Origin of the sequence: Thermomonospora catenispora (genome assembly GCF_006363815.1) — a bacterium.
GTDB lineage: Bacteria > Actinomycetota > Actinomycetes > Streptosporangiales > Streptosporangiaceae > Thermomonospora > Thermomonospora catenispora.
Window position 1 is genome coordinate 1 of the sequence record NZ_RRYT01000030.1, and the last position, 25,437, is coordinate 25,437.

At 69.7% G+C, this 25,437-nt stretch carries 21 protein-coding genes; 15 read left to right on the plus strand and 6 right to left on the minus strand.

All coding sequences use genetic code 11. From position 1 onward, the window contains the following. Positions 1 to 104: 104 nt before the first annotated feature. The 5 genes from EIO00_RS19485 to EIO00_RS19505 form a co-directional block, all read right to left on the minus strand. The gene (locus tag EIO00_RS19485; RefSeq protein WP_140181046.1) at positions 105 to 1,094 is read right to left on the minus strand and encodes an AurF N-oxygenase family protein; all 990 of its coding nucleotides are present in this window, start codon (positions 1,092 to 1,094) and stop codon (positions 105 to 107) included. Then, a complete protein-coding gene (locus tag EIO00_RS19490; RefSeq protein ID WP_241661472.1) occupies positions 1,091 to 1,741 on the minus strand; it encodes a TetR/AcrR family transcriptional regulator in 651 nt (216 codons plus the stop codon). The genes EIO00_RS19485 and EIO00_RS19490 overlap by 4 nt, the downstream gene beginning before the upstream one ends. A gap of 561 nt (positions 1,742 to 2,302) precedes the next feature. Next, positions 2,303 to 3,538 carry a COG1361 family protein gene (locus tag EIO00_RS19495; RefSeq protein ID WP_140181048.1) on the minus strand — a complete coding sequence of 412 codons (1,236 nt, stop codon included), beginning with the start codon at positions 3,536 to 3,538 and terminating at the stop codon, positions 2,303 to 2,305. Between the two features lie 151 nt (positions 3,539 to 3,689). After that, a complete protein-coding gene (locus tag EIO00_RS25690) occupies positions 3,690 to 4,919 on the minus strand; it encodes a PucR-like N-terminal domain-containing protein (protein ID WP_140181050.1) in 1,230 nt (409 codons plus the stop codon). 310 nt (positions 4,920 to 5,229) lie between these two features. Continuing rightward, entirely contained in the window at positions 5,230 to 6,468 is a 1,239-nt protein-coding gene (locus tag EIO00_RS19505) for a PucR family transcriptional regulator (protein ID WP_140181052.1), read from the minus strand. Positions 6,469 to 7,954: 1,486 nt separating this feature from the next. Here EIO00_RS19505 and EIO00_RS19510 point away from each other — a divergent pair. The 5 genes from EIO00_RS19510 (at position 7,955) to EIO00_RS19530 (ending at position 14,067) form a co-directional block, all read left to right on the plus strand. Continuing rightward, positions 7,955 to 8,536 carry a hypothetical protein gene (locus EIO00_RS19510; RefSeq protein WP_140181054.1) on the plus strand — a complete coding sequence of 194 codons (582 nt, stop codon included), beginning with the start codon at positions 7,955 to 7,957 and terminating at the stop codon, positions 8,534 to 8,536. A 318-nt stretch (positions 8,537 to 8,854) separates the two neighbouring features. After that, the gene (locus EIO00_RS19515; RefSeq protein WP_140181056.1) at positions 8,855 to 9,436 is read left to right on the plus strand and encodes a hypothetical protein; all 582 of its coding nucleotides are present in this window, start codon (positions 8,855 to 8,857) and stop codon (positions 9,434 to 9,436) included. 310 nt (positions 9,437 to 9,746) lie between these two features. Then, positions 9,747 to 10,010 (plus strand): hypothetical protein, encoded by a 264-nt coding sequence (locus EIO00_RS19520; RefSeq protein WP_140181058.1) that lies wholly within the window; start codon positions 9,747 to 9,749, stop codon positions 10,008 to 10,010. A gap of 939 nt (positions 10,011 to 10,949) precedes the next feature. After that, on the plus strand, positions 10,950 to 13,013 hold the full coding sequence (locus tag EIO00_RS19525) for a DUF6801 domain-containing protein (RefSeq protein WP_140181060.1): 2,064 nt from the start codon (positions 10,950 to 10,952) through the stop codon (positions 13,011 to 13,013). A 415-nt stretch (positions 13,014 to 13,428) separates the two neighbouring features. Next, positions 13,429 to 14,067: a hypothetical protein gene (locus EIO00_RS19530; RefSeq protein WP_206664196.1), complete on the plus strand. Its 639-nt coding sequence runs from the start codon at positions 13,429 to 13,431 to the stop codon at positions 14,065 to 14,067. Positions 14,068 to 14,252: 185 nt separating this feature from the next. Here EIO00_RS19530 and EIO00_RS19535 read toward each other — a convergent pair whose 3' ends face one another. Further along, on the minus strand, positions 14,253 to 14,459 hold the full coding sequence (locus tag EIO00_RS19535) for a DUF397 domain-containing protein (protein WP_140181062.1): 207 nt from the start codon (positions 14,457 to 14,459) through the stop codon (positions 14,253 to 14,255). Positions 14,460 to 15,003: 544 nt separating this feature from the next. Between EIO00_RS19535 and EIO00_RS19540 the strand changes: the two genes are divergently transcribed. From EIO00_RS19540 to EIO00_RS19585, 10 genes are read left to right on the plus strand one after another with little or no spacing between them, the layout of a single operon-like run. Next, a complete protein-coding gene (locus tag EIO00_RS19540) occupies positions 15,004 to 16,140 on the plus strand; it encodes an ABC transporter ATP-binding protein (RefSeq protein ID WP_140181064.1) in 1,137 nt (378 codons plus the stop codon). Next, complete coding sequence (locus EIO00_RS19545; protein ID WP_140181066.1) at positions 16,137 to 16,925, plus strand: MlaE family ABC transporter permease; 789 nt, start codon at positions 16,137 to 16,139, stop codon at positions 16,923 to 16,925. The genes EIO00_RS19540 and EIO00_RS19545 overlap by 4 nt, the downstream gene beginning before the upstream one ends. A gap of 7 nt (positions 16,926 to 16,932) precedes the next feature. Next, on the plus strand, positions 16,933 to 17,772 hold the full coding sequence (locus EIO00_RS19550) for an MlaE family ABC transporter permease (protein WP_140181068.1): 840 nt from the start codon (positions 16,933 to 16,935) through the stop codon (positions 17,770 to 17,772). Beyond that, entirely contained in the window at positions 17,772 to 19,055 is a 1,284-nt protein-coding gene (locus EIO00_RS19555) for an MCE family protein (protein ID WP_140181070.1), read from the plus strand. Before EIO00_RS19550 ends, EIO00_RS19555 begins: the two co-directional genes overlap by 1 nt. Continuing rightward, the gene (locus EIO00_RS19560; RefSeq protein WP_140181072.1) at positions 19,052 to 20,122 is read left to right on the plus strand and encodes an MCE family protein; all 1,071 of its coding nucleotides are present in this window, start codon (positions 19,052 to 19,054) and stop codon (positions 20,120 to 20,122) included. The genes EIO00_RS19555 and EIO00_RS19560 overlap by 4 nt, the downstream gene beginning before the upstream one ends. Then, positions 20,122 to 21,150, plus strand: coding sequence for an MCE family protein (locus tag EIO00_RS19565; RefSeq protein ID WP_140181074.1), 1,029 nt, complete (start codon positions 20,122 to 20,124; stop codon positions 21,148 to 21,150). Before EIO00_RS19560 ends, EIO00_RS19565 begins: the two co-directional genes overlap by 1 nt. A gap of 8 nt (positions 21,151 to 21,158) precedes the next feature. Beyond that, positions 21,159 to 22,331, plus strand: coding sequence for an MCE family protein (locus tag EIO00_RS19570; RefSeq protein WP_140181076.1), 1,173 nt, complete (start codon positions 21,159 to 21,161; stop codon positions 22,329 to 22,331). Beyond that, positions 22,328 to 23,647 (plus strand): MCE family protein, encoded by a 1,320-nt coding sequence (locus EIO00_RS19575; RefSeq protein WP_175596283.1) that lies wholly within the window; start codon positions 22,328 to 22,330, stop codon positions 23,645 to 23,647. Before EIO00_RS19570 ends, EIO00_RS19575 begins: the two co-directional genes overlap by 4 nt. Beyond that, entirely contained in the window at positions 23,647 to 24,900 is a 1,254-nt protein-coding gene (locus EIO00_RS19580; RefSeq protein ID WP_140181078.1) for an MCE family protein, read from the plus strand. The genes EIO00_RS19575 and EIO00_RS19580 overlap by 1 nt, the downstream gene beginning before the upstream one ends. Next, on the plus strand, positions 24,897 to 25,433 hold the full coding sequence (locus tag EIO00_RS19585) for a hypothetical protein (RefSeq protein WP_140181080.1): 537 nt from the start codon (positions 24,897 to 24,899) through the stop codon (positions 25,431 to 25,433). Before EIO00_RS19580 ends, EIO00_RS19585 begins: the two co-directional genes overlap by 4 nt. The last annotated feature ends 4 nt before the right edge of the window (positions 25,434 to 25,437 follow it).

Sequence of the window (25,437 nt, forward strand, 5' to 3'; positions counted from 1 at the left end):
GGCGGTGTGCCGGCGGGGCGGGCGCGGCCTGAGGGCCGGGAGCGGCGCCGGGGGGACGCGCCGGCGCCGGAGGGCTTCGAAGCGCTCCCGGCCGGACCGAGGGGTCAGGCGGCCTGGGCGGCGCGGCGGGCGGCGGTGCGCCCGGCGGGGGCGTCCCAGATGCCCAGCGCCTGCCACACCCGCTTGCTGACCGGGTTGATCAGGCCGAGCTCGTGGGCCAGCTCCCGGGTCTTGGCGATGCAGTTGCGCAGCTCGGCGCGGAAGTCGGGGTGCCGGTAGGCCTCCTTGACGACCTCCGGGGGGATGTTGAAGTAGCGCACCATCGGGCCCGGCGGGCACAGCATGATGCGGGCCATCGCCCCGAGCACGATCGGGGTCATGACGCTCAGGAAGCCGCGGCGCAGCGGGCTGAGCCGGGGCACGCGGTGGCGCAGGAAGTGCCGGGCGAAGGAGATGTGCCGGGCCTCCTCCGCGATGTGGATCTGCATGATCTTCTTCTGCAGCGGGTGCTTGGCGTACCCCTCCTTGAGGGTCCTGCGCTGCACGTAGTCGATCGGGTCCTCGCCGCCGAGCACGAAGACGAAGAACAGCTCGGTGCTGATCAGCGGGATCCACGGGGCGCTCTGGGCGATCACGGTGAGCGCGCGCGGCATGCCCCGGATCGGCATCTTGGTCCGGTTGACGAACTCCTGGAACATCATCGCGTGATGACATTCCTCGGTCGTCTCGTGCAGGACGTAGCGGAACTCGGGGCGGCCGTTGGGCAGCCAGTAGGCGTAGTTGAGCAGACCCCGCTTGAGCAGGTTCTCGAACTGCAGGCCGACCTTCATGGCGGTGGCCGTCCGCCACAGCCCGATCCGCGCCTGGATGTGCTCGGGCTGCGAGGCGTACCAGTCGGTGCGGGCCAGCGGGTCGAGGAAGGGCGACAGCGTCCAGCGCGGGTCGTCGGGGTCGATCTGGTAGTCGGGGTCGTCCCAGGGGATGTCGGCGTAGGCCTCCCAGTGCTTGTCCACCGAGGCCTTGCTCAGCCGGTTGATGACGCCGAAGTACGACGAGCGGTCCTTGGTCGGGGCGGGGGTGGAGGGTGCGGTCATGACGATGCTCCCTTGTCGTCGGGAATGAGCATGTTGGCGATGGCCTTGACCTGGGCCAGCACGGCCGCCTGATGCCCGTTGACGTCGTTGTCGAGCGCGTTCTGCAGGGAGAGTCCGACCAGCAGGGCGAACAGCGCCCGAATGGCGATGTCGACCGTCTCCGGCGGCAGGCTCTCGGGGAACAGCTCGTGGAAGACCTCTTTGATGATCGCCACGACGCGCTCATTGAGGTCGGCGCTGAGCTCGCGGAGGGACTCGTCGGTGCGTCCGGCCAGCGCCAGCTCCAGCAGCGCCCGGGCGGGGGGCTCCCGCAGCATCTCCCAGAACAGGTCCAATGCGCCCGCCACGTTGCGCCGGTCGTCCGGGAGCGCGGCGTAGGCCTGCTCGTACTCCTGGCGGAGCCGGTCGAGCAGGTGCTCCAGCGCGGCGGCCACCAGCGCCATCTTGGTCGGGTAGTGGTGCTGCTGGGCGCCCCGGGAGACGCCGGCGCGCCGGGACACCTCGGTGGTGGACAGGCCCGCCCAGCCGAGGTCGGCCAGCGCCTCGGCGGTGGCCTCCAGGAGCCGGGCCTGGGTGGCCGACCGCCGCTCCTGCTGGGTGCGGCTGCCGGTCGAGCTGCGTTGTCGCCTGCTTCCGTTGACGGTCACACCTCGACCGTAGGCCCGCACTTACAAGCAAGCAAGCCTGCTTGTATGTTGCTCGAGTCACATCGTCGGCGGCGCGCCGGAGGCGGGGGGATGCGGGCCGCCCCCGTCGCGACGGCCTCTTCGGCCTGCTCACGAGGGGTCGGCGCCCCTTCGAGAGCCCGGCGAGGGGACCTTCGACGGTCTGCGGGAGGGGCTTCGGCGGGTCTGCGACGGGGGCCTTTCACGGGCCTGCGCGAGGGGACTTCGCGGGGGGCCTGCGGGCCTGCGGAGAAGGCCCTCGAAGGACGCGGGAGGGCCTTCGAGGAGCCTGCGACAGGGTCTCGATGGTCCTGCGGGAAGGAAGAGGCCGTCGACGGGGCCTGCGAGGGGGCCTCCGGCGGGCCGGGGAGAGGCTTCGAAGGGGACGGCTCCGCTGCGCGGGGCGGCGGGGAGCCGGCCGGGACCGGGGCGAGGAGGTGGAGGCCGGAGGCCGGCGCGTGGACGGGCGCGCCGGCCTCCGGGGTCTGGAGGCGACCGCGGCGCGGTCCCGGGGCGGGGACCGCTCTGCGCGGTGCGTCGGGGTCAGGTCCCGACGGCGCCGTGGCGGACCTGCGGGTTCGGGCGGGGCGGCAGCCACGCCAGCCGGAACCGCGGGCGCGACCCGGCCGGCTGGGCGGGCAGCGGCGGCAGGGTGCGCAGCCGGGCGGCGGTGGGCCGCTTGCCGTTCAGCCGGGCGCGGACGTCGCGGTCCACCCGCAGGGCGCGCCCGAGGACCACCGTGCCGGTCCGCCGGTACGGGGACAGCCGCAGCGTGAGGAGCACCAGGGAGGTCGAGGTCAGCAGGGCGGCCAGCCAGCCGGCCTGCACGGCGGCGATGCGCAGCAGGACCGTGCGCTCACCGCCGTCGCCGGATCCGTGGCGCAGCGCGGCGACCGGGCTGACGACCATGAGGGTGGGGGCGAGCTGCGGGGACGCCACCGGGGGCAGCGCCACCTGGGGGAGGTTCGCCGCGGCGGCGGGCAGGGCCTCGTCGGGCAGCGCCGGCGGCAGCGAGGTCGGCAGCGCCGTGGCGTCGACCACGCCGAACGCCACCGAGGCGGTCTGCGGCTTGCTCTGCGCCGCGGTGACGGTGGCGTAGACGGTGATCTGGCTGCCGGGGCGGGCGTCGGCCGGCACGTGCACGGTGACCGGCACCGACCGGCCCTTGGAGGTGACCGTGCCGAGCTTGCACGGGACCCAGAGGGTGCACTGCTTGACGGTGAACCCGCTGCCCGACAGGGTCAGCCGCACGTCGCGGGCGGCGGTCTTGCCGGCGCGGATGTGGGTGGTGGCGGTGAGCGTGCCGCCGGGGGAGGCGACGGTGCCGGACAGCGACAGCTTGATCGCGACCGTGGAGCCGGGGGGCGGGGCGCCCGGGTCGGTGGGGTCGGTGCCCGTCGGCGGCGGCGTGGTGCCCGGGGTGGTCGGGCTGGGGCCGGGCGTGGTGGGGGAGGGGTCCGGGCTGGTCGGGTCGGGCCCGGGGCTGGTCGGGTCCGGATCCGGCGTGGTGGGCTCCGGATCGGGGTCGGGGTCGGTGGGGTCGGGCGACGGAGTGGTCGGGTCCGGGTCCGGGTCGGGCGGAGGAGTGGTGGGCTCCGGGTCGGTGGGGGTCGGCTCCTCCGGAGGCGAGGGCTCGGAGGTCGGCTCGGCGCTGGTCTCGCTGGGCGAGGCCGAAGGGTCGTCGGCGAACGCCGCCGCCGGGAGCGCCGCGTTCGTCCCAAGGATCACCGCAACGCCGAGCCCCAGCATGATCGGGGTTCCCGCCGATCGATTCGCCACGTCATCACCGCCTTACCGACTTCGTCGGGAACTCGGCCGGTCCGTCAACCAGCGATCGAACATGAACGGATGCGACGGGGCAACCCCGTCGGTAATTGTTATCGGAGGCCGCGCATGCGCCGCCCCGCGGGTGCGGCGCATTTATCAGCGATCACACATTCCGTGAGGCTTCCTCCCGGGCCGCCCGAGCCTGTTCCCGCAGCCACTGCGCGCGCAGCACCACTTCGATGGCGAAACGCGCATCGGGGTCGTTCAACTGGTCGCCGAGGATCTGTTCCAGTTTGCGGATCCGATAGCGCACCGTTTGCGGGTGGATGTGCAGGCGTTCGGCGATCTGCGCGGCGGTGCCGCGGGTGGTCAGCCAGGTCCGCAGCGTCTCGGTGAGCCGTTCCCGCTGATTGACGGTGAGCGCCTGCATGGGGCCCAGCCGGCGCCGGGCGAGCTGCTCGGTCAGCGCCGGGTCGGCCAGCAGCCACAGCGTCAGCAGGTGGTCGTGGCAGTAGACGATGCGTCCGCCCTCGATGACGCCGGTGACGGCCAGCTCCAGGGCCTGCCGCGCCCAGCGCAGCGAGTCGGCGGCCTGGGCCGGGTCCACGGTCAGCCCCACCGCCAGGCGGGTCTGCGGCAGCGCCGCCTCCAGCATCGCCCGGCGGCTGTCGTCCAGCGGGCCGGGGATCAGCAGGTGCGGCTCGTCGGCGGCCAGGTCGTAGAGGATGTCCTCGTCGAGGATGGTGCGGGCCGGCTGGGCGCCGGGCGGCATCGCCACCATGGTGACCTTCTCCGGCACCGGCCATTCGGCGAAGTGCGCCAGCTCGGCGATGGCCGCCTCGGGCACCGCGGGGCGGGCCAGGATGAGTCGCAGCAGCCGGCGGCGGCGCTCCTCCATCGCCCCGGCCGGGCGGGCCTTGGCCTCCAGGTAGCCTTCCAGCGACAGCGACGACAGCTCGTCGATGTAGTTGAACAACCGGTCGGCCAGCTTGGAGATGATCGCCGCGGACACGTTGTAGCGGCTGCCGATCTTCATCACCCGCCGCCAGGCGACCTGCGCGCCGATCCGGTAGGCGGCCTGGAGGCTGTCGAGGCTGCGGCCCTCCAGGGCCTCGAACTGCCCGAGCCTCCGGCACAGCTCGTCCCGCCGCTCCAGGTCGTCGGTGACCCCGGAGATCTGGTCGACGAACGCGCTCAGCGCCCGCTCCACGCCCAGCCGCAGGGTCTGCCCGTAGGGGCCTTCGATGGGCCGGGCGTACTCGGGGATGGAACGGCGGATCTGCGCGATGATCTCGTTGGTGAGGCTGGGGAGCTCGGGCCGCATCAGCCGGGCCAGGTTCGGGGGCAGCGAGAACGGCTCCTCCAAGGTCTCCGGGCTGAGACCTTCCGTCATCGGCTGTTACCTCCGTGTGCACCCCGGCGCGGGCCCTTCCTCGGGCGGAGGCGGCGGGGAACGTCCCGGGGCGGGCACCACGGCGGCGTGGCGGTCGTGCGTCGGACCACGTCGGATGCGGACCGACCCCGACGTGATCCGGGACACACGAACGTTAAACCATGACCCGATCGGTCATGGTAAAGAAAGGGTAAAGAAGACTTTTTTGCTCATTTTCTGATAAACGGGCCCCCGGTTACTCGCCGGTCACCGGGGGGACCGCTATTGGGACGGTTGTCAGCAAGGTTCCGGTCCGCCAGTTGCCGACCTGTCAGGACGCGCGGAACGTCACCGCAGGCCGCTGCTCACCGGCCTGATAAAGACCTTCCCGTAGCCGCATCGCGCGCAACGCAACTTCCAACGCCAGCCGGGTGTCGGGATCCTCGAGCCGATCGCCCATGATCTCCTTGATCCGGCGGATCCGATACCGCACGGTCTGCGGATGGACGTGCAGCCGATCGGCGATCTCGGCGGCGGTGCCCCGGCTCTCCAGCCACATCCCCAGCGTCTCCAGCAGCCGATGCCCCTGCGACAGCCCGGCCTGCTCGATCAGCCCCATGGTCAGCTCGTCGATGAGCGCCGTGTCGGCCAGCAGCCACAGCGTCATCAGATGGTCCTCGCACGACACCAGCCGCCCGTCGGCGATGATCCCGGAGCGGGTCAGCGACAGCGCCTGCCGCGCCCAGCGCAGCGAGTCGGCCGCCTCGGCGAGCGGGACGGTCAGCCCCACCGCGACCAGATGCTGCGCGGTGGCCCGCTCCAGCATCGCCCGCCGCTCCTCGGTGAACGGGCCGGGGATCAGCAGATGCGGCTCGGGCCCGCCCAGCTCCACCAGCAGGTCCTCATCCAGCGCCGAGCGGATCTCCGGCGCCTCCCCCGACAGGGCCGCCATGGTGACCTCCTCGGGCACCTTCCAGCGGGCCGCGGCGGCCAGCTCGGCGATCGCGGCGCGCGGCACGGGCGGACGCTCCAGGATCAGCCCCAGCAGCCGGCGCCGCCGCTCCTCCAGCTCGCCCTCGAACCGGGCCATCGCGTCCTGGTAGCCGCGGCGCGACCGGTCCGACAGCATGTCCATGTAGGCGAACGCCGCGTCCGCCAGCACCAGCATCACCCCCGCCGAGAAGCGGTGCCGCCGCGCCAGCGCCATCACCCGCCGCCAGGCGAGCTGGGTGCCCGCCCGGTAGGCGGCCAGCAGGGTGTCCAGGCTGCGGCCCTGGTGGGCCTCGTACCGGCCGAGCTCCTCACAAATCTTCTGCACGCGCTCGTCGTCGGCGCGGCCGGGGTTGGCGATCCGGTCCACGAACGCCTCCAGGATCTCCTGGACGGCGCCCCGCAGCCCCATGGAGCCCTCGCAGGAGTCCACGTCCGCGTACTCGGGGAACGAGCGGCGGATCTCGGCCTCGATCGTCCGGGCCAGACCGGGCAGCTCGGGGCGCAGCACGGCCGCCAACCTGGGCGGCGGACACGCAGGCGGCGCCGCCGTGCCGTGATGCGCGGTGCGGTAGGTCATCGCTGAGGCCTCCTCGTCGTAGCGCCCGCCCTGACGGCCATCCCACGGAAGGCGGCCCGGTGGCCGGCCGCTGCGGCCGGCTCCGTTTCCACCGGGGTCGCCGAGGATCACGAGCCGGAGGGTCTCGTGGGGTGGGTGGGGTGGGGTGGTAGTTGGTGACCCAGGACACATTAAAGGTAATTTAAGACGTCGCCCAGTGCACCGATGTGCGGAAATGTTGCGCTGCGGACATGTGCGTGCACGAATGGTGCATCCGCCGAGGTCGGCTCAGCGGTGATACGACGGAACGCCTCCGGTGAGGCGAACACCGGTCACCTGGGACGGTTTTTGCTCAGCTTCTGACAAATCTGGTGGGCTCGGGTCACGACGACGGGTGACCTGGGGGCGTGTCTTCGCAAGCGAACCGGAATTCCACAGGGCCGTTCTCCTCCGGTCGGATCCCTCCGGACGTGCGGGGACCGTTCCGGCGGAGCGGAGGCGAGGGGCCGTGCCGACGGCCCGTCCCGTCCGCTGCGACGGCGCCGGCGCGCCGCCTTCGGCGACTCCTTCTGACCGGGGCGACGGCCGCCGCCGGGACCGGGCTTTGCATGCGCCCTCGCGGATCTTCACGGGGTGGTGGGGCGCTCATCTGATCGATGCGCCGCCGCGGCGGGTTCCCGTCGCGGCGTTCGCCGTGACGGCCGCCCCTGCGGGGCGGCCCGGTGAACGCGGCGACCCGGCGCCGCGCCGGAGCCGGCGAGACCGCGGGTACGGGGAGCGGGGACATGCCGGGGCCGTCCATCCGCCGGCGCGGGCCGATCCGCAAAGCGGAACGGGCACGGCTTTCACATGACAGCGCTGTTGTCAAGACGCCGATCGCAGCAGTTTCCGCGCGATTGCGCGGCGGATCGCTCAGGCGACGCAGAAAACAGATGACCGTCGTCGCCGGACGGCGGGCGGGGGACCGGAAGATCGGCGGCAGTGAAAGGTGTGACGGATGAGACGAAGGGGATGCGGGCGCCCTGTATCCGATCCGGCATCCGGACGGGCGAAGATCACGAAAATTTGCTGAGCCGCAGACAAGATCGGGACGTGTAATGCGCGACCGATGACAAATTCTGCACGAATTCGGGAAATTCGGTCATACGGGTCTTGTCGGGCCTCTAGTGGCGATCTAACCTACTCGAGCGTAAGCCGCGATGGCCCAGGAAAAGGCTATCGCACACCGACTAGTGATGTCCCGCGAACACTCCGATCGTGTGGTGAAAACCATGCGATCCGCCTCGCCGATGTCCGCCGAAACACTCTGCCGGCCGGCGGCGGACCAGGTCAGTGGGAGTGTCGCGGGAGGAAAGGCCGCCGAAGGAAGAACGCAGAACACCCCCGGATTCCGCTCCAACGGTCGAGGCGGAGAGCCGGTCCGGCACGACCTCCGCTCTCCGCGCTCGAACCACGAACTGTCCACCTCCGCTCCAACCCCGAGCATCCTTTGAAAGGGAATGTCACAATGCGCAAGCTCGTGAGAAACGCCCTGGTCACCGGCGCGACCGCCGCTGCCGCCGTCGCCCTGGCCGCCGCCCCGGCCAGCGCCGACGCCGGCTGGATCATCACCCCCGAGGGTGACTTCACGGCCGTCAGCACCGACTCCAAGCTGACCAACGGCAGCGCCACACTGCAGTGCGCCAAGGTCACCGCCAAGGGCCAGGTCTTCAGCAGCGACTCCAACCACGTCGGCAACATCACCAGCAGCACTTGGGAAAACTGCACCGGACCGTTCGGCCTCACCTTCGGTGTGCAGCAGGTCGGTGTCTGGACCATCAACGCGAACAACCCCAACTCCAGCGGCGGGATCGACGGCGAGATCGGCAACATCACCGCGAACATCAGCGGTCCGCTGTGCACGGCCACGGTGACCGGCAAGGCCCACGGCACCTACGACAACGCCGGCACGCTCACGATCAACGAGCCTGCGGGCGGCGACCTGGTGGTCACCAGCGCCAGCTGCCTCGGCGTCCTGAACCCCGGTGACCGGCCGAGCTTCACCGCCACCTTCGCGGTCAGCCCGGCCTTCGTCGCCACCCCCGCCTGACCGAGGGCACGGGCCTGACCAACTGATCGGGGCTGTGCGGCGGAACCCCTCCGCCGCACAGCCTCATCTGGCTATGGAGAAGTCGTCCCGGGAGAGGCTCTGGAGTCCGGTGCCCTCCGGTGGCTTGGGCTCATGGGTGTGAGGGTGATCGGAGCGGGGCCGGCCCGGAGAGGAAAGCAAGAGAGTTCGTACGGGGAGGCCGATGCTCGGGCCGGGTGATGGGTGCTCCCGAGGCTGATGAGCGAGGGTGACCGACCTGCGTGCCGTCGTCTCTCCAGGAAACCCGGAAACTCAGGGGACCTCCCGGAGAGGAGCGCCATGCGCAAGTTTCTACGACGTGTTCTGACCCTCGTTGCGGTTGTGGCCGCCGCCATCGGTCTGGCTGGAACTCCGGCCAACGCCGATGCCGGCTGGAACGTCAGCCCTGAGGGCTCCTACGCGGCTATCAGCACCGACTCCAGGCTGATCAACGGCAGTGGCATGTTGCAGTGCGCCATGGTCATCGCCTCGGGCCACGTCGCCAGCAGCACCGATAGCCAGGTCGGTACCGTCACTGACAACGCCTGGAGCAACTGCAGCGCGACATTCGGCTTCGTTTTCAGCGTGCAGCCGGCGGGTACCTGGACCATCCATGCGCTCGGCATCAACTCCAGCGGCTGGGTCGACGTCGAGATCCGCAGTGTCAATGCGACCATCAGCAGCCCGCTGTGCTACGCCACGGTGACCGGCTCGGTCCGCGGCACCTACGACAACGCCGGTACGCTCAGGCTCTACGAGCCCCCGGGTGGCAACCTGGTGATCTCCAGCGCCAGCTGCCTGGGCCGCCTGAACCCCGGTGACCGGCCAGGCTACTCCGCCACCTTCACGGTCTCTCCAGACCTCACTATCACTCCCGCCTGATCGAGGGAACGACCCCGTCTCCTCATGGAGGAGCCGTCTCGGGAGACGCTCATGGGCCTGGTGTCCTTCGGTGGCCCGGGCTCATGAGCGTGAAGGTGACCTCGGTGGGGTCGATCCGGAATGGAAAGCAGGAGAGTTCGTGTGGGGAGGCCGGTGCTCGGGCCGGGTGATGTGCGTTCCCGAGGCTGATGAGTGAGTATGGCCGACCTGTGCATCGTCGTTTCCCCAGGAAGCCGGAAGTTCAAGGGATTTCTCGGAGAGGAGTGTCATGCGTAGATTTTTGTGACGTGTTCTGGCCGTCGGCGCGGTTGTGGCCGCCGCCATCGGTCTGGCTGGAACTCCGGCCAACGCCGATGCCGGCTGGAACGTCAGCCCCGAGGATCCCTTCACGGCCGTCGGTGCCGACCCAGAGATGATCAACCGCAGTGCCATAACGCACTGCGAGACGGTCACCGCCAGCGGCGGCGTCTTCAGCAGCGACTCCAACCACGTCGGTAACATCACCAGCAGCAACTGGAACCGCTGCGAATGGTGGCTCGGCCTAGCCTGCAATATAGTGCAGATCGGCACCTAGACCGTCAACGCGAACAACCCCAACGCTAGCGGTGGGATCGACGTTGAGATCCGCAACGTCAACGCGACCATCAGTGGCCCATTCTGCGACGTCACGCTGACCGGCACACTCTGCGGCACCTACGACAACACCGGCACGCTTACGATCAACGAGCCCGAGGGCGGCAACCTGATGGTCACTTCCGCCAGCTGCTGGGGCATCTTTAACTCCGGTGACCGACCGGGTCTCTCCGTCACCCTCACGATGACCCCGTCCATCGTCGTTACCCCCGCCTGATCTAAAACGCCGCTTTGGTGTCTCTGACCGGGTTTGCACGGCGGTAGAGCCCCGCCGTGCAAACCCGGTCGTCCACACAGAGCTGAAGTGCGTGGATGACCAGAGAGGTGGTCACCGTATGCAGGGTGCCAGCGAGGCTGGTTTGGGGCAACACCTCCTGCCTGCGCGGAGCACGGCGACCGGGACGTCGGGTTCTTCTCGGTTGCAGCGACAGCGGTCGTCTGAACTCGGAGGCGGTTCCCCGGCCGATCTCATGCCCAACAGAATCCCGGCATGGGGGAAGAAGCGTCGAGCCCGGGCTAGGCGGGATGGGGCCGGAGCAGTGCGGGGCAGAGCGCCAGGAGTGACGGTGGAGCTGTCGTGGAGTACGCATGGACTGAGCAGGTGCCGAGGCGGGATTGTCAACTGGTGATAGCGGGTCGATCGGTTCGCGGTTCGATGTTCGGGATTGCTTGCACGGTGGGGGGTGCGGACGTAGCGTACCGGCCAGTAAGAATCATGGTCCCGTCGCGCCTCGGTGGGATACCGGTGTGGAACAGGCGGCTCGGTTCGGCGGGGGAACGGATCGGGCGGCCTGCCGCCGGTATGCGTGAGGGTTTCCGGACAACGGCATCGGACGGTCACCGGCCGGCTCAGAACAGGTAGTCGCAAATGAAAATAAGCGTGAACTGGGCGGCCCGCCGGCGGGCGTGGCCTGCTGCGATCGGTGGGCTCGTGCTGACGGCGGGACTGCTGTCGGGGTCCGGCGCGGTGGCCGCCGCGCGGGACATCGACGTCAGCCTGCGCTACCAGTGCCCTCGGGGCGATGAACTCCAGGTGGTCACTCTGCGGGTCCGTTCCAGCCTCCCGGAGACGGCCGCCGCGGGAAAGCCGATCACGCCGGGCAAGGCGACCGTCACCGCCACCATTCCGGCGGGCGCCCTGGCGGAGCTGGCCAAGGCCGGAGCGGCCACCGTGACCGGCTCCATGAGCCCGACCCTGCTGCTCGACCCCTCGCCGACCGGCAGGGTCGATCAGCCGAGTTTGGAGATCGCGTCGGCGGCGTTGCGTGAGGGCGAGGATCTGACGGTGACGGCGTCCGGTGCGTTGCCGACGGTGACCCCTCAGGCCGGTGGTCCGCTGGTCTTCTCCGCGGGGCAGTTGGCGATCGAGCTGCGGGGGCGCAAGAGCGATGGGGCCGCCACCGCTCCTGCTTCCGTGTCGTTGACCTGTTCTCCGGCTCTGGGGCAGAACGCCACTTTGGGGACGGTCTTCGTGGAGGGTGCGGGGCAGACGCCGAAGCGGCAGACGACGCCACAGCCCGGCGCCTCGCAGCCTGAGACCGGGACACGGGCACAGCCCACATCCGGAGGACCGTTCCCAGAAAAGCCCGACGAGCTGAGTGACTTCTGCCCGGATCCGATCGACCTTCGCCCTCCCAAGCCTGAGTACCTCCCACCGACCGAGGACTTCCCGGACATCGAGTACGTCGGTGATCGTGCTGACCCGGTCAACCACCCCGGCTGGACGGAGTTCTTCAACGACAGAGGCGATCACGGGTGTGCCCTGCTCTATGGTTACTCCAACGCCAACAAGCCTGGTGGGGCGGCGCCGGTGAACGGGACGGCTTATCTCCGTCTCGTGATACGCTTTGTGTTCAACGGCCTCCCAGATATCAACTACGTTAGCCAATACTCGATTGGAAAGTTCTATCCGCAGACTTCCCGGGCCTCGTTCCTGACGTATGGGTTCATGCCGAGCACGGCCACCATGGAGATCATCCCCGTAGGGGAAGTGGACATCCTGGGAGTGGGTGCATTCAATGAGCAGGCGCCCGGTGCGCGACCGCAGAAGACGGTCGCCTACAGCAAGGTCATGATCCGCTTGAAGGATGTCGAGGTCAATGGGACTCCGCTGGATGTGGGTGACAACTGTCGCACCGCGCGGGTGATCGACCTGAAGCTGGAAGGCCGGAGCGACACCAACCCCTCCTACACGGTGCAGGGTGGGGGTGTTATGCAGGGATTCATCGACATCCCTGAGTTCACCGGATGCGGGGTCGGGGAGGACCTGGATCCGCTGTTGACGTCATCGGTGTCGGGGAAGCGCAACTACGTGCGACTGGTCCAGGGGCCGGTTTGTAACACCAGTGGGTTCCCTGAATACCCGCAGGACGAAGCGCAGATGCCGTGTCCGATGCAGCGGTTCGGCTGGAAGGCGGAGCCGGCCGGGGAGTTCACCGCCACGGCGGTGGACGGTCTGCGGCTGGTCGGTGACAAGACCTCTATCACTTGCGCGTCTGCCGTAATGCGCGCAAGTATGAGAGAATTTGCTGCTAGTGGTGCCAACTTTTTCCAAGGTGTGAACTTCACTGGGTCAGGATGCACGGGTGAAGGTGAGCTGAGCACGCCGTTCAGCATCGACATCAGGGCTGGCTCCATTGATCTGCTCACCTTGTCGCCTGACGGACGATGGGTTCGTAGTAGGCTGGGCAATGTCTTCTCGGAAGGGGTGTCTATCAGCGACACCTGCTCGTTCGATCTGCTGACCACGTTGTCAATTGGATTGAGCTACGACAACGTGACTGGCAGATTCGAGCTTAATCCAGAAGTTTTGGCAGGAAAAAATGCGCTGCCGCTCCAGTTCGGCTGGAAAAAAGAGTGCGGTATTCCGCACGCGAACGGCGATGAGCTCAAACTGTACGGCACCTTCGTTCCGGACAAGCGGATCAAGATAACCAAGCCGTAGTCGCCGCTGGGTGACCGTTCTGTCCGGTGCGCCCGGAGGGCTCTCGCGAGGGCTCCCGGGCGCGCCGGGATTCGGTGCGTCTGGAGCCTTCACTGCGCCGGTCCCTCGGAGTGTGCCGGGGCCGTTCACCGGCGGTGGTGGAAGGGTTCCCAGGTGGAGCAGGGTGTGGTCCCGTCATGGACTCAACGGGCGACAATTGGGGGTGCCGAGATCATTCTCTGGTGATAAATAATCGGGATTTCTGGGCCGGCGGTCAGATGTGCGGGCGGTGTGTCTTGTCCTCGCCGTGTGGGCGGGGGTAGTTTCCGGGGTAATTGCGGAGGACGTTCGGCGGACCCGGTTCGGGGGCTTGCCGGGTGCGGATATTCGCCGCTGTCCGCTGAATTCCGCTTGGCGGATTTCCAAGGAGGAACCGATGCCCCACCAGACCGGCTCATCGTGGATGCGCAGGACGGCGGCCGCGGCGGCCGTCGGGCTGGCGGCCACCGCCGGGGTCGTCGCCATGTCGGGGACCGCGCATGCGGCCACCCTGCGGGTGGACTATCCGGTGACCGGCACGACCCACCTGGCCTCGGTCAACTCGACCATGTCGCTGGGGCCCGGCGTGCTGAAGTCGGAGCTGGACCTGACCACCGCTGATCTGACCGCCGACCTGGAGCTGCCGCCGGCGCACGGGGAGTTCAAGCAGTTCGGGGTCATCCCGGTCAGCGTCACCACGACGTTCATCCCCGAGGGCAAGACGGTCGGCAAGATCGATCAGGCCACCGGCAAGGTGACCTCCACCTCGAAGGTCACGTTGAAGCTCAGCAACCTCAAGGTGGCCGGCATCCCGACGCCGGTGGGCGACAAGTGCAAGACCAAGGAGCCGGTGACGATCACGGTGACGTCCGGTGATGATTGGAACGTCCTCACCGGCGGCACCCTCACCGGCACCTACTCCATCCCCAAGTTCGAGCACTGCCTGCTGGCCACCCCGCTGATCAACCTGATCGTCCCGGGCGGCGGCAACACCATCACCCTCAAGCTCGGCACCCCCACCGTTCCCTCTTCCTGATCACCTTCCCGTCCGACTCCGGCCGCTTGAGGCGGGACCGCTTCTGCCGGTCCCGCCTCACGCCTTTCACCCCTCCGGCCGGGTCGCCGAGCACGCCCCCGCCGGATGCCGGCGTTCACGGCGGCCCCCAGGCGCCGTTTCATGAGTTCACGGCGTGTCCGGCGGACCAGGGCATAGGGGGTGGGTCAGATGTCGAGGGCGCTGTGCTTGATGCGGGCGAGGAGGGAGCGCCAGTCCTCGGGAGCGAAGGTCAGGCAGGGGCCGTTCGGATCCTTGCCGTCCCGTACGGCGATGACGGCGCTCACCGCCGCGGCCTCGACGCATGTGGAGTTCTCGTCCATCGAGCTGTGGCTGCTCTTCCGCCAGCGGGTCGATGAGAAGTCAGGGGCCATCACAGGTCCTCCAGGACGGGACGGATGAGTTTCTCTGACTTGACCGGCAGGGCTTGATCTTTCAGGTCGTGGTGCTCGTCGACGGCCGCAGGCTCGCCCTCCTCATGTGCCGTCAAGGCGCGCCGGCTCCGAAGCGTTTCACCGGGCTCCGAAGCCCTGCCCGAAGGCTCAGTGATGCGCGGGGGCGGTGATGCTGAGTGAACAATTCGTAGCATTCGGTAACTGGTTCGGTCAAGCCCGATGGAAGCGCGCCGGTCGCCCGGCGGGGGAAAGGCCGTGTGGGCGCGGGCGGTCGCGACCTGTCGACGACCTGATCGTGACCGTTCCGCGACCTGGATCTGCGCACCCGAGAACAACGCCGCAGAGCCGCTTATCACTCGATGACAATAAAATCCGGCCTGCTATTTTGGTTAGTCCATCTGCTTGAGCCGCGGCCGTCGCGCAAGTAGCGTACCCGCCAGTAGTGATCATAGGGTGCGCGTCGCCGCACTACATATTCGGGGGCCATCAGGCGCGGCGCGGCAGCGAATCGCAAGCGGGTGAGATGGGCGTCGAAGTGGTCGTCGAAGGGCTGTCCAAGTCCTTCGGCCAGCAGCAGATCTGGCAGGATGTCACGCTCACCCTGCCGGCCGGCGAGGTCAGCGTGATGCTGGGCCCCTCGGGCACCGGCAAGACCGTATTCCTCAAGTCACTGATCGGGCTGATCAAGCCGGAACGCGGCCGGGTGCTGATCAATGGCGTCGACATGGTCAACAGCCCCGAACGGCGGATCAACGAGATCCGCAAGATGTTCGGGGTCATGTTCCAAGACGGCGCGTTGTTCGGCTCGCTCAACCTCTTCGAGAACGTGGCGTTCCCGCTCCGGGAGCACACCAAGAAGAAAGAGCACGAGATCCGCCGGATCGTGCTGGAGAAGATGGAGATGGTCGGCCTCGCCGGGGCCGAGGACAAGCTGCCCGGCGAGATCTCCGGCGGTATGCGCAAACGGGCCGGCCTGGCCCGGGCGCTGGTGCTCGACCCGGAGATCATCCTGTGCGACGAGCCGGACTCCGGGCTGGACCCGGTCCGCACCGCCTACCTGTCGCAACTGCTCATCGATCTGAACGCGCAGATCGACGCGACCATGCTGATCGTCACCCACAACATCGACATCGCCTCCAAGGTGCCGGACAACATGGGCATGTTGTTCCGCCGCAACCTGGTGATGTTCGGCCCTCGCGAGATGCTGCTGACCAGCGAGGAGCCGGTGGTGGCGCAGTTTTTGCGCGGACGGCGGCGCGGGCCGATCGGGATGTCGGAGGAGAAGGACGCGGCCACCCTGGCCGCCGAGGCCGCCTCCCCGCTCCCCGGGGACGAGGACGATGAGCCGTTCAGGATCCCCCGGCAGCTGCGGCCCAGCCCCGGCATGCCGCCGCGCAAGGCCGTGGCCCGCCGCCGCGAACGGGTCCTGTCGATGCTGCACACCCTGCCGCCGCAGGCCCAGCAGGCGGTCCTGGAGAGCCTGAAGTACGACGCCGGCCTCCCGGCCGGAGCGCCGGCGGGCCAGGCCGGGCAGGCCGCGGCGCCGCCGCAGGGGGCGCAGCAGCCGCAGATCGTCCCGCCGCCGGGCGGTCCCCTCCCGCCGCAGGGGATGCAGCCGCCCGGGGGACCGGCCGGACCGGCCGCCGGGGGGCCGCGATGACCGCCCCCGCCCCCGCCGTCCCCGGCACCGGGGCGCTGCGCGAGACCGGCAAGCTGTTCGCGCTGGCCGGGGCCGTGCTCTCCGGCATGTTCAAGCGGCCGTTCCAGGTCCGCGAGCTGATCGAGCAGTTCTGGTTCATCGCCAGCGTCACCATCCTGCCGACCGCGCTGGTGTCCATCCCCTTCGGCGCGGTCATCGCCCTGCAGGTCGGCTCGCTCACCCAGCAGCTCGGCGCCCAGTCCTTCACCGGCGCCGCCAGCGTGCTGGCGGTCATCCAGCAGGCCAGCCCGCTGATCGTGGCGCTGCTGATCTCCGGGGCGGGCGGCTCGGCGATCTGCGCCGACATCGGCTCCCGCAAGATCCGCGAGGAGATCGACGCGATGACCGTGATGGGCGTCTCGCCCATCCAGCGGCTCATCGTCCCCCGGGTGCTGGCCTGCATGGGCGTCGCCGTGCTGCTCAACGGGCTGGTCTCGGTGGTCGGCGTGGCCGGCGGCTACTTCTTCAACGTGATCATGCAGGACGGCACGCCGGGCGCCTACCTGGCCAGCTTCTCGGCCCTGGCCCAGCTCCCCGACCTGTACATCAGCGAGATCAAGGCGCTGATCTTCGGCTTCATCGCCGGGGTGGTGGCCGCTCACCGAGGGCTGAACCCGCGCGGCGGTCCCAAGGGGGTCGGGGACGCGGTCAACCAGTCGGTGGTGATCGCGTTCCTGCTGCTGTTCTTCGTCAACCTGGTGCTCACGGCCATCTACCTGCAGGTCGTGCCGCCCAAGGGAAGCTGAGGGGCCGATGACCGTCATCAACGGCAGGCTCGGCCGGCAGCTCGACCGCCGGCTGAGCTGGTTGGACACGCTGGGCGACCAGCTCCTGTTCTATCTGCGGGCACTGGCCTGGACCCCCCGGGCGGTGCTGCGCTACACCCGCGAGATCCGCCGGCTGCTGGCCGAGGTCAGCTTCGGCAGCGGCGCGCTCGGCATCATCGGCGGCACCATCGGCGTGATGGTGGCGATGACCCTGTTCACCGGCACCGTGGTGGGCCTGCAGGGGTACGCGGCGCTCAACCAGATCGGCACCAGCGCCTTCACCGGGTTCGTGTCGGCCTACTTCAACACCCGGGAGATCGCCCCGCTTGTGGCCGGGCTGGCGCTCAGCGCCACCGTCGGCGCCGGGTTCACCGCCCAGCTCGGCGCGATGCGGATCAACGAAGAGGTCGACGCGCTGGAGGGCATGGGCGTCTCCAGCATCCCCTACCTGGTCACCACCCGCATCGTGGCGGGCTTCGTGGCGATCATCCCGCTGTACGGGATGGGGCTGCTGTCGTCCTACTTCGCCTCCCGGTTCGTCACCACCGTCTACAACGGGCAGTCGGCCGGCACCTACGACCACTACTTCGGGCTGTTCCTCTCGCCGGTGGACGTGGTCTGGTCGTTCGGCAAGGTGCTGGTGTTCAGCGTGATGGTGATCCTGGCGCACTGCTACTACGGCTACCGGGCGGTCGGCGGACCGGCCGGGGTGGGCGTGGCGGTCGGCCGCGCGGTCCGCACCGCGATCGTGCTGATCAGCGTGACCGACTTCTTCCTGAGCCTGGCGATCTGGGGCGCGACCACGACCGTGAAGGTGGCGGGCTGATGGCGCGGAGCACGACCATGACCACCGTCGGCCGCAGGCTGCTGGGACTGGTGTTCCTGCTGGTGCTGGCGCTGCTGCTGTGGCTGTCGGTGGCGATCTACAACAAGAAGTTCTCCCCGGCGGACCTGGTCACCCTGCGCACCGGGGCGACCGGCAACGAGATGCACCGCAACGCCGACGTCAAGCTGCGCGGCGTGGTGGTCGGCCAGGTCCGCGAGATCGAATCCACCGGCGACGGGGCGCGGCTGACGCTGGCGTTCAAACCCGGGATGCTCCGGCACGTCCCCGCCAACGTCACCGCCCAGATGCTGCCGACCACGCTGTTCGGCCAGCGGTACGTGGCGCTGATCCCGCCGGCCCAGCCCTCTCCCGAGCCGCTGCGGCCCGGCGCCGTGATCACCCAGGACCGCAGCCAGAACGCCATCGAGCTGGAACAGGTCCTGGAGAACGTGCTGCCGCTGCTGACCGCGGTCAAGCCGGAACGGCTGGCGGCCACCCTCACCGCCCTGGCCGACGCGCTGGAGGGACGGGGCGAGGAGCTCGGCGAGACACTGGTGACGCTGGACGCGCACCTGAAGAAGTTCAACCCCCACCTCCCGCAGATGAACCGCGACCTGAAGGAGCTGGTGCGGGTCGGACACGCCTACGCCGAGGCCGCCCCCGACATCCTCGACGCGCTGGAGGACTTCGCGATCACCAGCCGCACCCTGGTCGACCAGCGCGCCGAGCTGAGCGAGCTGTACGGGACGGTCACCTCCACCTCCCGCTACCTGCGGGACTGGCTGATCGCCCACCGGGACCACCTGATCCTGCTGTCGGACCACAGCCGGCCGACGCTGGAGCTGCTGGCCCGCTACTCGCCGGCGTTCCCCTGCACGCTGCGGATGCTGCGGGACTTCGTGCCCGCCATGGACCGGGCCCTGGGCAAGGGCACCGACAGGCCCGGCCTGTCGGTCACCGTCAAGGTCGCCCCCTCCCGCGGCCGCTACCTGCCCGGACGGGACCGTCCCGTCTACAACGCCTCCGGTGGACCGCGCTGCTACTCGGTCCCCTACGACGGCGTCGGCACCGTCCCCGCCGGGAACCAGCTCACCTCGGCCTCCGCCGCCGACCCCGCCGGCGTCGACCGGCAGCGGCTCGGCCCCCCCAACTCCCCGGAGGAGAACCAGATCCTCAATGAACTGCTGGCCCCGCAGGTCGGCAAGCCCCACGACGAGCTCCCCGACTGGAGCAGCGTGCTGGTCGGCCCCGTCTACCGCGGAACGGAGGTGCGGCTGAAGTGAGACGCCGAAGCATCGCCGGCCCGCTGACCAAGTCGATCGTGTTCATCGTGGTGACCGTGGTGGCCACCGCCGTGCTGGCGGTCAGCATCGCCAACACCGGCGTCGGGAACACCGTCTCCTACAAGGCGCGGTTCACCGACACCACCGGCCTGATCGTCGGCGACAGCGTCCGGATCGCGGGCGTGCGGGTCGGCCAGGTCGAGAAGATCCGGGTGGTGGACCGCAGGCTCGCCGAGGTCACCTTCAGCGTCGAACGCGACCGCAAGCTGCCGGCCACCACCACCGCCACGATCAAGTACCTGAACATGGTCGGGCAGCGGTTCATCGAACTGGGCCGCGGTGAGGGGCAAGCCAGCGGGACCACCGCCTTCATGAGGCCCGGCGACACCATCCCCGAACAGCGCACCACCCCCGCGCTGGACCTGACCGTGCTGTTCAACGGGTTCCAGCCGCTGTTCCAGGCGCTGTCGCCCAACGAGGTCAACAAGCTGGCCGGCGAACTGATCGCGGTCTTCCAGGGCGAAGGCGCCACCGTGGAGTCGCTGATCGCCACGGTCGGCTCGCTGACCACCACGCTGGCCAACAAGGACCAGGTCATCGGGCAGGTCATCGACAACCTCACCACGGTGATCGAGACGATCAACGACCGTGAGGGCCAGTTCGTCCAGCTGATCACCACGCTGCGGCGGCTGGTGCACGGCTTCGCGGCCGACCGGAAGGCGTTCGGCGAGGCCATCACCGCGCTCGGCGACCTGGCCGACACCACCGCCGGCCTGCTGCGCGACTCCCGCCACCCGATCGCCCAGGACATCCGGCAACTGGACCGGCTGTCGCGGAACCTCCTCGACCACGAGGCCACCGTGGAGACCTTCCTGCAGCGCCTGCCGGTGAAGCTGCAGACGATCGGGCGGGTCGCCTCCTACGGCTCGTGGCTCAACTTCTACCTGTGCGAGGCCAAGGTGACGGGCGCGGAGTGGAACACCGACGACACCGGCCTGCTGGCGCCCACCCCGTCCGGCCCGCCGCCCACCGGGCTCCCGCTGGTCGACCACCCGAGGTGCAAGTGATGAAGCCGATCACCGAACGCAACCCGGTTCCGATCGCGGTGATCGGGCTGGTGCTGCTGCTGATCCTGGGCCTGGTGGCCTACCGCGCCGACGACCTGCCGGTGATCGGCGGCGGCACCACCTACACCGCCCACTTCTCCGAGGCCGCCGGACTGAACACCAGCAGCGAGGTCCGCGTCGCCGGAGTGAAGGTCGGCAAGGTCACCGGGGTCGAACTCGACCGCGGCAAGGTCAAGGTCAGCTTCCGGGTCAAGGACGTGTGGATCGGCGACCAGAGCCTGGCGGCGATCTCCATCCAGACCCTGCTCGGCGACAAGTACCTGGCGATCACCCCGCTCGGCGGCGCCCCCCAGGACCCCCGCAAGACCATCCCGCTGGAGCGGACCCGCGCCCCCTACGACGTCACCGAGGCGTTCCAGGAGCTGGGCCGCACGGCCGGGCAGTTGGACACCGAGAAGGTCGCCGAGAGCCTGCGGGTGATCTCCGACACCTTCAAGGACACCCCGGCCGACGTGCGCAAGGCGCTCGACGGGATGACCGCGCTGTCGAAGACGATCTCCTCCCGCGACGACCGGCTGGCCCGGCTGCTGCAGGGCTCCGACCGGCTCACCGGCACCCTGGCCAACCAGAACGCGCAGTTCGAGGCGTTGCTGAAGGACGGCAACCTGCTGCTGGAGGAGCTGCGGCTGCGGCGCGAGGCCATCCACCGGCTGCTGGTGGCCACCCGGGAGCTGTCCCGCCAGATCATCGGGCTGGTCGAGGACGCCGAGAAGAACCGCATCCGGCCGATGCTGCAGTCGCTGGACCGGGTCACCGACATCCTCAAGGCCAACCAGCAGAGCCTGGACAAGGCGCTGGCCACCGTCGGGCCGTACTTCCGGCTGGCCAACAACGCGCTGGGCAACGGCCGCTGGACCGACAGCTACCTGTGCGGCCTGATCACCCCGGAACTGCTGCGGGACACCCCGTACGAGGGCAACACGCCGCCTGAGGGCTGCATGCCGCCCAAGGTCGGAGGCGAGGGCTGATGGCGAACATGGGACGAGAACGCCTGGTCGGACGGACGCTCGCGGCGGGCGTGGCGCTGCTGGCGGCGCTGGTGGTGATCGCGTTCATCGTGGCGCCCGAGGGCGGCATCCGGATCGAGGCCTTCTTCCCCCGGGCGGTCGGCGTCTACGAGGGCTCGGACGTGCGGGTGCTGGGGGTGCGGGTCGGCGAGATCGAGTCGATCGACCCGATCGGCAAGGAGGTCAAGATCACCCTGCGGGTCGACGAGGGCGTCGAGGTGCCCGCCGACGCCCGCGCCGTGGTGGTCGCCCCCAGCGTGGTCGCCGACCGGTACGTGCAGCTCACCCCCGCCTACACCGGCGGGCCCCAGATGCGCGACGGCGCGGTCATCCCCGCCTCCCGCACCGCCGTCCCGGTCGAGATCGACCAGCTCTATGAGAGCCTCACCCGGCTCACCGACTCGCTCGGCCCCGACGGGGTCAACTCCACCGGGGCGCTGTCGGACGCGCTGCGCACGGGCGAGGCCAACCTCCGCAGCAACGGCGAGGCCATCGCCGACCTGATCCGCGAGGTCGGGCAGGCCACCCGGACCCTGTCGGGCACCAGCGACCAGTTCTTCGGCACGCTGGAGAGCCTGCAGAAGTTCACCACCATGCTGAAGAACAACGACGCCCAGGTCAGCCGGGCCGAGCGGCAACTGGCGGAGGTCAACGAGTTCCTGGCCGCCGACCGCGAGGAGCTGGTGGGGGCGCTGCGCGAACTGGCCGTCGCGCTGCGCGAGCTGGAGCGGTTCGTGCGGGAGAACCGGACGCTGCTGCACAAGAACGTCGACAAGCTCGCCGACATCACCCAGGTGCTGGTCAAGCAGCGGGCCTCGCTGGCGGAGATGATGGACGTCGCCCCGCTGGCCGCCGGGAACCTGGTGAACGCCTACGACCCGGTGACCCGCTCCATCCTCGGCCGAGGCAACCTCAACGAGATCAGCCTCGGCGGCACCCGCGCCACCACCACCTCCGCCCCGCTCGGCCGGCAGCTGTGCGGCGACGTCGACGCCGACTCCGCGCTCGGCGAGCTGTGCGCCAAGCACCGGCTCGGGCCGCAGGACCTGGTGCCGCTGTCACGCGAGCAGGCGCGCAACGCTCCGCCGCTGCCGCTGCCGGCGGCCGGCGACGTGTACGGGCAGAAGGGGGACCGCCGGTGAGACGTCCCATCGTCAAGACGATCGTGGCCGGGCTGGCGTTGGCGCTGGCCGCCGGATGCAGCACCGGAGACGGCGGCTACCGCGGCATCTACGACCTGCCGCTGCCCGGCGGCGCCGACGTGGGCGACGACCCCTACACGGTGAAGGCGCGCTTCGACAACGTGCTCAGCCTCGTCCCCCACGCGGCGGTACGGGTCAACGACGTGGCGGTCGGCCGGGTCACCGACATCACCCTGCCCAAGGACGGCTGGCAGGCCGAGGTCACCATGGTGATCAACCGGAAGGTCCGGCTGCCCGCCAACGCCATCGCCCGGCTGGAGCAGTCCAGCCTGCTGGGCGAGAAGTACATCCAGCTCATGCCGCCGCCCGACGGCACCGCCCAGGGCACCCTGCGCGACGGCGCGGTGATCCCCGAAGACCGCACCAACCGCTACCCGGAGGTCGAAGAGGTCTTCGGCGCGCTGTCGATGCTGCTCAACGGAGGCGGGATCGCCCAGCTCCAGACCATCACCCGGGAGCTGAACCGGGCGCTGGAGGGCAACGAGCCGCAGATCCGCTCCATGCTCAAGCGGGTCAACGAGCTGACCTCCACGCTGAACGACCACGCCGACGACATCACCGCCGCGCTGGACGCCATCGACCGGCTCTCGGCCACCCTGGCGTCCCGCAAACAGCAGATCAACGTGGCATTGGGCGACATCGCACCCGGCCTGGACGTGCTGGAGGACCAGCGCGGCCAGCTGATGACGATGCTGCGGGCGCTGGAGGACCTCGGCGAGGTCGCCGTCGACGTGATCGAGAAGAGCAAGGACGACATCGTCGCCGACCTGCGGGCGCTGGCGCCGATCCTGCAGCGGCTGGCCGACGCCGGCAGCGCCCTGCCCAAGTCGCTGGAGGTGCTGCTGACCTACCCGTTCACCGACCAGGTGCTGAACGCCGTCAAGGGCGACTACCTCAACGTGTACCTGTCGACGACCGCGATCGACGGCTTCTCGATCATCCCGTTCATCACCTGCGGACAGGTCGGCGACAATGACGACTTCGCCGACCGGCACGAGGGCTGCAAGGACGGCCCGGCCGCCGGCGGCCGGGCGAAGACCATGAAGCTCAAGCACGCCCCGCTGCCGCTGCCCTCCGTCGGCGTCCCGACCACCACCGCGTCCTCGCCCGAGGGCACCGCCACGCCGCGGCGGACCTCCTCGCCCACCACGCCGGCCGGCACGGCGCCCGGGACGGGCACCGCCACGCCGACCTCCCCGGCGGGAACGTCGCCCAGCGCGCCGCCGGCGGCCACCCCCCACGCTGGAGGCAACTGATGCTGACCCTCGGCACCAGGCTGAAGAACTACGCGTTCCTCGTGCTGAGCATCGTGGTGATCTCCTACGTGGGGATCCGGTACGCCGACCTGTCCCGCTACGTCGGGATCCGCGACTACTACGTGGTCAAGGTCGAGCTCGCCGAGACCGGCGGCCTGTACACCAACGCCGACGTCACCTATCGGGGAGTGTCGGTCGGCCGGGTCGGGCCGATGGAGCTGACCGACCAGGGGCTGCGCGCGGAACTGCGCATCCGGCGGTCCGCGCCGAAGATCCCCGCCCGGCTGCGCGCCGTGGTCTCCAACCTCTCGGCGGTCGGCGAGCAGTACATCGACCTGCGGCCGGAGACCTCCGAAGGCCCCTACCTGCGCGAGGGGTCGGTGATCCCGCAGGCGATGACCGCCACCCCCGCCCCGGTCACCAACCTGCTGACCAGCCTGAACGACTTCGCCGCCTCGGTGCCGCTGGAGTCGCTGCGGGTGGTGGTCGACGAATTCGGCAGGGCCTTCGAGGGACAGGGCCCCAACCTGCAGGCGCTGCTGGACACCAGCCGGGAGTTCATCAACGCCGCCGACACCGCGCTGCCCACCACCAGCCGGCTGATCATCGACGGGGAGACGGTGCTGCGGACGCAGAGCGCCCAGAGCGACGCGCTCAAGTCGTTCGCCGCCAACGCCCGGCTGCTGGCCGACCGGCTCGGCCGCGCCGACGCCGACCTGCGTCGGCTCATCGTCACCGCCCCGGAGGCCGCCACTCGTTACACCGAGCTGCTCCGGGAGCTGGATCCGGAGTTCAGCGTGCTGGTCGCCAACCTGCTGACGACCTCCGACCTGGCGCTGACCCGCCAGCGGGGGATCGAGGAGCTGATGGTGCGGCTGCCGCAGGCGGTGGCGGTCGGCTCCACGGCGATCACCCCGCGCGGCGCCAACTTCGGGATGGCGTTGACGTTCTTCTCCCCGCTGCCGTGCGTGCGCGGCTATGAGGGGACCGTCTACCGCAACGGCAACAACATCACCGCCGGGCCGGCGTTCAACACCGCCGCCCGCTGCACCGAGCCGGCCTCCAGCGGCAAGAACGTCCGCGGCTCCGCCAACGCCCCGCGCGGACCGGTGCCGCCGGCGCGCGTCCCCAACCCGGTGGACGCCCGGGTCACCTCCAGCGGCCTGCCGGGCGCCCTGGGGCTGCCGTCGGTGGAGACGGGGGCGACCGACATGAGCGGGCTGCTCGGGCTGAGCGGATGGGCGGTCCGATGAAGGAGACGCTGTCCACGGTGCTGAAGGCGCTCCGCGGCCGGGCCGTCGGGCGGATCGTCCTCGCGGTCGCGGTGGTGTTCGCCGCCTGCGGCGGCTGGTCGTACTGGCGGGCCTCCCAGGACGAGGCGATCAACTTCGGCGCCGAACGCGACCGGGTGCTGGAGGCCGGCAAACAGGCCGTCGCGGTGCTCAACACCATCGACTCCGCGCAGGCCGAACGGGATCTGCGGGCCTGGCTGGAGGCCTCCACCGGCTCGCTGCGCACCGAGCTGGAACGCGCCCGCCCGCAGCACCTGCAGCGGGTGCAGCAGATGAAGACCAGCACCCGCGGCACCGTCACCGACGCCGCCGTCACCCAGCTGGACACGCGGGCCGGCACCGCCCGGATGATCGCGATGGTCCGCATCGAGGTGACGCCGGCCTCCGGCGGCGGTGCCACCATTGAACGCAAACGCTTCGAGGCGGGCCTGTCCCGTACCTCTGAGGGCTGGAAGCTCCAGTCGCTCACCGCGATCCCGGTCAACACGAGCTGACCAT